Here is a 9,228-nt window from a genome sequence, read left to right as displayed (position 1 = left end):
CTGCACGTCGCCGCCGAGTACGCCCGGAATCCGGAGGTCGTCCGGCTGCTTTTGAAGCACGGCGCGTCCCTCACCTCGGTGGGGCTGGAGGGGCTGACCCCGTTGATGCTGGCCGCGGCGTACAACCCCAACCCCGTCGTGACGGAGACGCTCGTGTCGGCGGGCGCGTCGCCGGACGTGCGGGACGATAAGGGCAGGACGCCCCTGCACCTGGCTGCGGCGATGAACGGCTCGCCTCAGGTCGCCGCGGCGCTCCTGAGGGCCGGGGCCTCGGCCAGGGTCCGGGACGGGGAGGGCAGGACGCCCCTGTGGCTGGCGGCCTCCCGCGCCGATCCGCAGGTCCTAGAGCTCCTGTTGGACGCGGGGGCCCCCGTGGATGAGGCGAACGAGGCGGGCGTCACCCCCCTGCAGGCAGCGTGCGAGCGCCCGGATGCGGAGGTGCTGCGCCTCCTGGTGGAGGCGGGGGCCGACGTAAACCGGCGCGACGAGGGCCGCCGGACCCCCGCGATGCGGGCCGTGGCTGCGGGAGCGAGCGCGGCGGCGCTGTCGGCCCTGGTGCAGGGGCGGGCGGACCTGACGGCCGAGGACGACCTGAACCGCGGGGCGCTCTTTCTGGCGGCCTCAAACCCCTTGATCTCCGCCGACGCCCTGACGCTGCTGGTCGCCGATGGGGAGGTGGACGTGCGGGAGAGCCGGCTGATGACGCCGTTGATGGAGGCGTGCCGGTCGGACAACCTGCCCGCCGCCTCGGCGCTGCTGGACCTGGGAGCCTCTCTCGCGGCGAGGGACAGGAACGGATGGACGCCTCTGATGTTTGCGGCCGTCAGCGCGTCGCCGGCGACGATCCGCTTCCTGGCGGAGCGCGGAGCCTCGCTGCGGGACGAGACGCCGCAGGGCGACACCCCTTTGACGGTCGCGCTGGGGGCCGGAGCGAGGCCGGAGGCCGTCGAGGCCCTTCTGTCGCTGGGAGCGGACCCCAATCATCGGAACCTTCAGGACCTCTCGCCGCTGATGATCGCGGTTGCGGGAGGTGGCGACGGCGCGAGGCAGGTGGGGGAAGCGGAGAGGGCCGCGGTGCTCGAGGCCCTGCTGAAGGGGGGAGCGGACCCCGACCTTGCGACCTGGGACGGCCTGACGCCCCTGATGGTGGCCGCCCGAAAGGGTAGTGCGGAGAGTATCAGGGCTCTGGTCGAGGCCGGGGCCTCCGTCGATGCGAGGAGCCGGTACGGTATGACCGCTCTGATGGTGGCCGCTGTGACGCCTGCCCTCCCCGCAGCGGAGGAGCTCCTGCGGTTGGGCGCGGACGTTTCCCTTCAGGACCGGGACGGCATGACGCCGCTCTCCCACGCCGTCCAGGGCCCTGAGAGCGCGCGTGAGGTGTTGGCCCTCCTGGTCAAGGCCGGCGCCAGCGTGGACGTGCGCATGGCGCGGGAGATGACGCCCCTGATGGACGCCTCCCTCCGGGGCAGCGAGTGGGCCGTGAAGGCGCTCCTCGAGGCCGGAGCGGACGTGGGGGCGCGGGACTTTATCGGCTGGACCCCGTTGCACTTCGCGGCGAAGGGGCGGTCCGGGGCGAAGTGCACGGAGGCCCTGATCGCCTCCGGTGCCGCGGCGGACGTTCCGGACGACGGGGGCACGACCCCTCTGATGGTGGCCGCAGCCAGCGATAACCCGGAGGTCGTGAAGATGCTTCTCGCGTCGGGTGCAGACCCGTCCCGAACGGACCGCACGGGCCGCAGCGCCCTGGGCTACGCCGTGATCAAGAACGCGAGGCAGTGCATCCCCCTTTTTGATGTAAAAAAGTGACGGGCAGCGCTCAAACGCTCCGCAGTGCCTTCGGGCGCGGTTCGAGGCGGGCTGGTTGAGGTTCACCGATCCGCCCCCGCCGGGAGGCAAATTGAGAAAACAGATTGACATTCGCCCGGCGGCCCCTTATAATGTCACAAAATTTCAGCGAAGGAGGATGCCCGCAAATGAACCGAAGCCTTGCCGTCAGGTCCGCGATGTCCTGCCCTGCGGGCGCGTCCTCCTGTGACGCGGCGGCTTCCTTCGCGCGCGCTTCCCTTTGTGTTTTGGATCCCCTGATGGACGCCCTTTTTGTGGCGTCCATTATTATTATTGCCCTTATCGCCATGATTGGCGGGCAGCTCGCCGTCGTCCTATCGGTCGTCGCCGTGGTCCTGGCGGTCGTTGTAAGGGATGAAAAAAAGAATACTTAAGGGGAAGCCAAAAATTTTTTTAAGACGCTCCATTGCGCGGCTGCACTCTTAAAAGAAGGGCAGCCGCCTTTTTTTGGCCACAGGTCCCCAGGATCGCCGAACGGCCGTCGGTGGACGGGGATAGGGCATAGACGTTCTGTGAGATTGAATTCAAGGAGAGGAAAACGATGAGAAAAATGACCAGAAAAGTTTTTACCCTTGCTGCAGGGCTTGCCCTGAGCGTTGTCGTGGCGACGGGCTGCGCCTTTGGAGCCGAGGCCTTTAAGCTGGGCGGCACGGCGCCCCTGACGGGCGGCGCGGCCATCTACGGCAATGCCGTGAAGAACGGTGCTCAGATCGCGGTGGACGAGATCAACGCCATGGGCGGGGTGCAGTTTGAGCTTCGCTACGAGGACGACGTCCACGACGCCGAGAAGGCCGTGAACGCCTACAACCTCCTGAAGGACTGGGGGATGCAGCTCTCCATGGGGGCTGTCACCTCAAAGCCCTGCGAGGCCACGGCTGCAGAGACCTTTAACGATCGCATCTTTGCGCTGACGCCCTCCGCTTCCGCGAAAGCCGTCACGACCAATAAGGACAACATGTTTCAGATGTGCTTTGTGGACCCCAACCAGGGCTCTGCCTCCGCGCAGTACATGGTCAACAAGGGCCTGCCCCGGAAGGTCGCCGTCATCTGGAAGAACGACGACGTGTACTCCAAGGGCATCCACGATACCTTCGTCGCCAAGGCGAAGGAGCTGGGCATCGAGGTCGTCAGTGACACGACCTTTGCGGACGGCAACGACACGGACTTCTCCGTGCAGCTCACCGATGCGCAGAAGAACGGAGCGGAGCTGGTGTTCCTCCCCATGTACTATCAGCACGCATCCTTGATCCTGGCTCAGGCGGCCGGCATGGGGTACACGCCCCGGTGGTTCGGCGTGGACGGCATGGACGGCATTCTGACGATGGAGGGCTTCGACACGCAACTGGCCGAGGGAGTGATGCTCCTGACCCCCTTCAACGCGGATTCGGAAGACGAACGCACGGCAAAGTTCGTGGCGGAGTACAAGAAGCGCTGCAAGGACGTGCCGAACCAGTTTGCGGCCGACGCTTATGACTGCGTCTACGCCTTCAAGATGGCCCTCGAGAACGCCAAGGCGACGCCCGACATGGACGCCCAGACGCTCTGCGGCCTCATGATCGAGCAGTTCACCTCCATGACCTTCTCCGGACTGACGGGGACCAACATGACCTGGAACAAGGCCGGCGAGGTGACGAAGGACCCGAAGGGCATGGTCATCAAGGATGGCGCTTACGTGGGGCTCGACTAGCCTCAACCGTCAGCGGGGGAGGGTGGCCGCCCTCCCCGCGCTCCTTTTGGGGGGTGCGTCCAGTGCGCCGGCATGTCCCGACCTGTTGGACGCGCCCTGCCGGAGGAGAGGATTCGAACACGGCGGCGACCGCCGTTGCGCGGTTTCGGTTTTGAGAGGTGCGTTCATGATCTTTTTAAGCTTTATCATCAGCGGGATCAGCCTGGGCAGCATCTACGCCATCATCGCCCTGGGCTACACCATGGTGTACGGCATCGCGAAGATGCTGAACTTCGCCCATGGAGATGTCATCATGGTGGGGGCTTACGTCTGCTTCTACGCTGTCGCCCGCTATCAGCTTCCGGCCGTGGCGGGGGTGGCGCTTGCCATGTTCGTCTGCACGATTCTGGGCATCGTCGTGGAGCGCCTGGCCTACAAGCCCCTGCGTCAGGCGCCGTCCCTGGCGGTGCTCATCACGGCCATTGGCGTCAGCTACTTTCTGCAGAACTCGGCGCTCCTGCTCTGGACGTCGAACCCCAAGATCTTTCCCTCGGTGGTGGGAAAGGGGACCCTGAAGTTTTTCGGCGGGCAGCTCTCCATCTCCTATGTCACCATCGTCACCATCGTCACCTGCGTGGTCATCATGCTGGCTCTGACCTGGTTTACGGGCAGGACCCGCATGGGCAAGGCCATGCGCGCCTGCTCGGAGGACAAGGGGGCCGCGCAGCTGATGGGGATCAACGTCGATGCCACGATCTCCATGACCTTCGCCATCGGCTCGGGGCTGGCTGCCGTGGCGGGGGCGCTGCTCTGCTCCGCCTACCCGACCCTGATGCCGACGACGGGTTCCATGCCCGGCATCAAGGCCTTCACGGCGGCGGTCTTCGGCGGCATCGGCTCCATCCCAGGAGCCCTGTTTGGAGGCCTGCTGCTGGGCGTCATCGAGATCTTCGCGAAGGCCTACATCTCGACGCAGCTCTCGGACGCCGTGGTGTTCGCCGTTCTGATCGTGGTGCTCCTGGTGAAGCCCGCAGGGCTCCTCGGCGTACAGGTTCAGGAGAAGGTGTAGCGCGATGACGATAAAAAGGTTTGTCAACCTGAAACGGGCGGAGGCGCGACGGATCTTCACCACCTATGCCGTCGTCGTGGCGGCCTACGGCCTCATGCAGATTCTGAGCACAACGGGCCTTCTCAGCTCCACCATGCGGGGGATGCTGGTCCCCGTCTGCGCCTACATGGTCATGGCGATTGCCCTGAACCTTGTGGTGGGCATCCTGGGAGAGCTCTCCCTGGGACACGCCGGCTTCATGTCCGTCGGGGCCTTTACCGGCGCTGCCTCGGCCATCATGCTGCAAAACCTCATCCCCTTCGCCCCCGCGAGGCTGGCCGTCGCCATGCTGGTCGGATCGGGCTTTGCCGCCGCCGCGGGGTTCCTCATCGGCATCCCCGTGCTGCGGCTGAAAGGGGACTACCTGGCCATCGTGACGCTGGCGTTCGGGGAGATCATCAAGAGCGTCTTCAACAACTTCTACCTGGGCATGGACTCGGGCGGCATCAGCTTCAGCATGCTGAGCGACAACACGCGCCTCCTGCCCGGTGGACGCCTCATCATTGCGGGCCCCATGGGCATCGGCGGCATCCAGAAGATATCCACCTTCACGGTGGGCTTCATCCTGGTGATGATCGCGCTGGCCGTGGTGTACAACCTGATGAACAGCCGTGCCGGACGCGCGTTCATGGCCATCCGGGACGACCGCATCGCAGCGGAGAGCGTCGGGATCAACATCACCCGCTACAAGATGATGGCCTTCGTCACCTCCGCGGCGCTGGCCGGGGCGGCAGGAGCCCTCTTCGCCATGAACTACTCCACGATCGTCGCCAACAAGTTCGACTTCAACACCTCCATCCTGGTGCTGGTGTTCGTGGTGCTGGGCGGCCAGGGGAACATTCTGGGGTCCATCGTCGCGGCCGCGGCCCTGACGATCCTGCCGGAGAAGCTGCGCCAGTTCGCGGACTATCGGATGCTGCTCTACGCCGTCGTGTTGATTGCGGTGATGCTGGCCACGAACAACGCTGCGGTGAAGGGGTTCCTGACTCGCTTCAACCCCTTTGTGAGGCGTGCAGGGAAGGAGGACGAACATGCCGTTTAAGCGGAGGAAGACGAGGCTGGTCCCCGTCCCGTCCAATGCCGTGATTCCCGATCGAGACGCGGGCCGCGCCCCGATCCTGGAATGTGTCAACCTGGGGATCACGCTGGGAGGGCTGAAGGCGGTGGAGAACTTCAACCTGACCATTGGGCGGACGGAGATCGCCGGGCTCATCGGGCCCAACGGCGCGGGCAAGACCACGGTCTTCAACCTGCTGACGAAGGTGTACCAGCCCACGTCGGGCACCATCCTGCTGGACGGGCAGGACACCAACAGCATGAGCACCGTGCAGGTGAACCGGGCGGGTATCGCGCGCACGTTCCAGAACATTCGCCTCTTTGGCAACCTCAGCGTCGCGGACAACGTGAAGGTCGCCATGAACAACGACATGCACTATGGCATGTGGAGCGCCGTCCTGCGCCTGCCGAAGTTCCGACGGGAGGAGCGCGCCGCCCATCGCCGCGCCTTGAAGCTGCTCTCGATCTTCGACATGCAGGACATGGCGGACGTCCGGGCGGGCTCGCTGCCCTACGGCGCGCAGAGGCGGCTTGAGATCGTCCGCGCCCTGGCCACGAACCCATCCCTTCTGCTGCTGGACGAGCCCGCGGCGGGGATGAACCCCTCGGAGACGGTGGAGCTGATGGAGAGCATCCGCAAGGTGCACGACATGTTTCAGATCGCCATCATGCTCATCGAGCACGACATGAACCTGGTCATGAACATCTGCGAGGGCATCTGTGTGTTGAACTTCGGGCACGTCATCGCCAAGGGCACGCCGGAGGAGATCCAGTCCGATCCGGCGGTTATCGAGGCCTACCTGGGCAGACAGGAGGGGGCATAGCCATGGACCCCATTTTGAAGGTGGAGGGCCTTCACGTCTACTACGGCAGCATCCACGCGATCAAGGGAATCTCCTTCGACGTCAGGGAGGGGGAGGTCGTTACGCTGATCGGTGCGAACGGCGCGGGCAAGTCCACGACCCTGAACACGATATCGGGCCTGCTGCACCCCAAAAGCGGTACCGTGTCCTTCCTGGGGCAGGGGCTGGCGCACACGGCGCCGCATAAGGTGGTGGAACGGGGACTGGCCCAGGTGCCGGAGGGACGGCGCATCTTCCTGCAGATGACCGTGAAGGAGAACCTGGAGATGGGAGCCTACGTGCGGATGGGGAGGGACGGCAGCGTCGCGGAGGACCTGGAGATGGTCTACGGCCTCTTCCCGCGGCTCAAGGAACGCCGCCGCCAGGTGGCGGGCACGCTCTCCGGCGGCGAACAGCAGATGCTGGCCATGGGCAGAGCGTTGATGAGCCGTCCCAGGCTCTTGATGTTGGACGAGCCCTCCATGGGCCTCGCTCCCCTTCTGGTGGAGCAGATCTTCGACATCATCAGAAACTTGAACGAGCATGGCTCCACGATCCTGCTGGTGGAACAGAACGCGCGGATGGCGCTCTCCATCGCGAGCCGCGGCTACGTACTGGAGACGGGGAAGATCGTCACCACGGGCACGGGGCAGGAGCTCCTCGATTCCCCGGAGATCAAGAGGGCTTACCTCGGTGGAGACTAAAAGACGGGGGCCCGCCGGCAGGCGGTCCCCCGTCTTCTGTATTTTTCGTCGATGGCCCGACGGGCGCTGGCTAAAGGCCTGCCACGCGCTCGGTCGTCCTGGCGGAGAGGGTTCGGACCTCCTCTGCGTCGGCCTCGAAGCCTTCCCGACCCATCAGGCCGTAGGTGTACTTCTTTCCCTGCTCGACCCCCGGCTGGTCAAAGGGGTTGACGTCCAGCAGCCACCCCGTCATGGCCGTCACGTATTCGTAGAAGTGGATGAGCGCGCCCAGGCGGCGCGCGTCCAGCGCGGGGATCGAGAGCATGGCGACGGGGCGCCCCACCTTGTGCAGCGCGGCTGCCGTGGCCTCGGCCTCGAAGTTGCGCAGCTTATCCATGGACTTTCCATAGAGGTAGGAGAGCTTCTTCAGGGCCTTCTCCGGAGCGGCGGGCAGGGCGATGTCGCGCTTGTCCTGCTCCACGGTGAGGATGGTGTAGAGCTTGTCGTCGGGCCCCGACGTGTAGAGCTGGATCTGGGAGTGCTGGTCGATGGCGCCCAGCGCGCGAACCGGCGTGGAGCCCTTGCCCTCCTTGCCGAGGGACTCACCCCACAGCTGGGCGAACCACTCGCCGAACTTTTCGAGGTGATCGGAATAGGGCATCAGGACGCTGATGCCACGTCCTGCGTTCATGTGCAGGTAGTTCAGCCCGGAGAGGACCCAGGCCGGGTTCTCCAGCACGGACTGGGCGCCGGCGATCCGTCCGTCCATTTCTCCCGCGCCCTTCAGGAGCTCCGCGCCGTCGATGCCGAGGGCCCAGCCCGTCAGGAGGCCGACGCAGGTGAGCACGGAGAAGCGCCCGCCCACGTCGCCTGGCAGGATCAGGCTCTTGCAGCCCGTCTCGTCCACGAAGGGACGCAGGACGCCCTGCTCCTTGTCCGTGATGGCGATGACGCGCTCGCGGGCCCCGGCCTCACCCAGCGTGTCCCGCAGCTTCTCCCAGAAGAAGAGGAAGTTCGACGCCGTTTCCGCCGTGCTGCCCGACTTGCTGACGACGACGACGGCCGTGCTCTCCGGGTCGATGAGGTCCCAGATCGCGCGATTCTCCGATGGGTCCACGTTGTCGGACATGAAGAAGCGGGGACCGCCGCGCTTGGCCTGGGGGATCTCGTTCCAGAAGGGGGGCAGGAGCGCGTTGTGCAGCATCTGGTTGCCCAGGGCGGAGCCGCCGATCCCCACCTGAATGACGGACTCTCGGGTGGAGAGCCAACGCGCCATCGTTTGCACGTCGTCAACGTTGCGTTTGGCGAGGTTCATCCAGCCGAATCCCTCTTTGCCCGCAGCCGCGTTCTCTCGCAGCCACGCATCTCCGGCCTGGAATCTGGGCGTCAGGGCGGCCAGGTCTGTGAAGGTGACGGCCCCTTTCTTCTCCGGGAACGCGGCCCCATAAGCAAGCGACAGCAAGGTCTTTTCAGTCATCGTTAACCCCTCCAAACATAAGCACTCAAAACGTCTACGCCGCACTCAGGGTCCAGTTTCTTTCAGGGGACGCGGCCCCATCCTGCGGGTATCTTAACATATTTATGAATAGAAATACAGCAGCGACAAAGCAATGAAGGACGTCAAAAAGGCGCGCCGGCGAGTTGAGGGGCCTCCAATATGTTATTTCAATTTTAAGAATTTAAGGCTTTTTGATGCATAAACGTATCTGGATTCTTGTTTTATGTGGAAGAATGGCTTATCATAGGAGGGTGCAGGACGTCGTCCTGTTTTTTGTCGTAGCAGGTCATATTTTCGAGAGCTCTTTGCTGTGAGGCTCTAACGGAGCCTTTGCAGTTCAGCAGTGCATATTATCTTGGAGGGGGAAGGTCATTTGCATAAGATACTGGAGAAGAGGCAGCTCTCTCATGACCTTGAGAGGGGTCAGAGCGTCTACTACTTCAAGGTGACGGCGCCGGAGATCGCGCGGAACCGGAAGGCGGGGCAGTTTATCATCTTCCAGATCGATCGGGACCTGGGAGAGAGGGTGC

General features: G+C 64.3%; 8 protein-coding genes. 7 read left to right on the top strand and 1 reads right to left on the bottom strand.

The window, feature by feature from the left end; genetic code table 11:
• The 7 genes from Q0629_RS04455 to Q0629_RS04425 all read left to right on the top strand — a co-directional run.
• Nucleotides 1–1,806: ankyrin repeat domain-containing protein (locus Q0629_RS04455; protein WP_298779432.1), on the top strand; the 1,806-nt coding region annotated here is incomplete at its 5' end.
• 266 nt (nt 1,807–2,072) lie between these two features.
• Nucleotides 2,073–2,219: a hypothetical protein gene (locus Q0629_RS04450; protein WP_298779429.1), complete on the top strand. Its 147-nt coding sequence runs from the start codon at nt 2,073–2,075 to the stop codon at nt 2,217–2,219.
• A gap of 176 nt (nt 2,220–2,395) precedes the next feature.
• Complete coding sequence (locus Q0629_RS04445) at nt 2,396–3,532, top strand: ABC transporter substrate-binding protein (RefSeq protein ID WP_298779427.1); 1,137 nt, start codon at nt 2,396–2,398, stop codon at nt 3,530–3,532.
• 166 nt (nt 3,533–3,698) lie between these two features.
• A complete protein-coding gene (locus Q0629_RS04440; RefSeq protein ID WP_298779425.1) occupies nt 3,699–4,580 on the top strand; it encodes a branched-chain amino acid ABC transporter permease in 882 nt (293 codons plus the stop codon).
• A gap of 4 nt (nt 4,581–4,584) precedes the next feature.
• Complete coding sequence (locus Q0629_RS04435) at nt 4,585–5,661, top strand: branched-chain amino acid ABC transporter permease (RefSeq protein WP_298779423.1); 1,077 nt, start codon at nt 4,585–4,587, stop codon at nt 5,659–5,661.
• The gene (locus Q0629_RS04430; RefSeq protein WP_298779420.1) at nt 5,651–6,499 is read left to right on the top strand and encodes an ABC transporter ATP-binding protein; all 849 of its coding nucleotides are present in this window, start codon (nt 5,651–5,653) and stop codon (nt 6,497–6,499) included. Before Q0629_RS04435 ends, Q0629_RS04430 begins: the two co-directional genes overlap by 11 nt.
• A gap of 2 nt (nt 6,500–6,501) precedes the next feature.
• Nucleotides 6,502–7,221 carry an ABC transporter ATP-binding protein gene (locus Q0629_RS04425; RefSeq protein ID WP_298779418.1) on the top strand — a complete coding sequence of 240 codons (720 nt, stop codon included), beginning with the start codon at nt 6,502–6,504 and terminating at the stop codon, nt 7,219–7,221.
• A gap of 70 nt (nt 7,222–7,291) precedes the next feature.
• Here the strand turns inward: Q0629_RS04425 and Q0629_RS04420 are convergent, their stop codons facing one another.
• Nucleotides 7,292–8,677 (bottom strand): glucose-6-phosphate isomerase, encoded by a 1,386-nt coding sequence (locus tag Q0629_RS04420; RefSeq protein WP_298779416.1) that lies wholly within the window; start codon nt 8,675–8,677, stop codon nt 7,292–7,294.
• Nucleotides 8,678–9,228 lie beyond the last annotated feature (551 nt).

This window comes from uncultured Fretibacterium sp. (genome assembly GCF_938030725.1).
Taxonomy (GTDB): domain Bacteria; phylum Synergistota; class Synergistia; order Synergistales; family Aminobacteriaceae; genus Fretibacterium.
The sequence above is the reverse complement of the archived record's forward strand: the minus strand, read 5'-3'. Positions and strand labels throughout refer to the sequence as shown.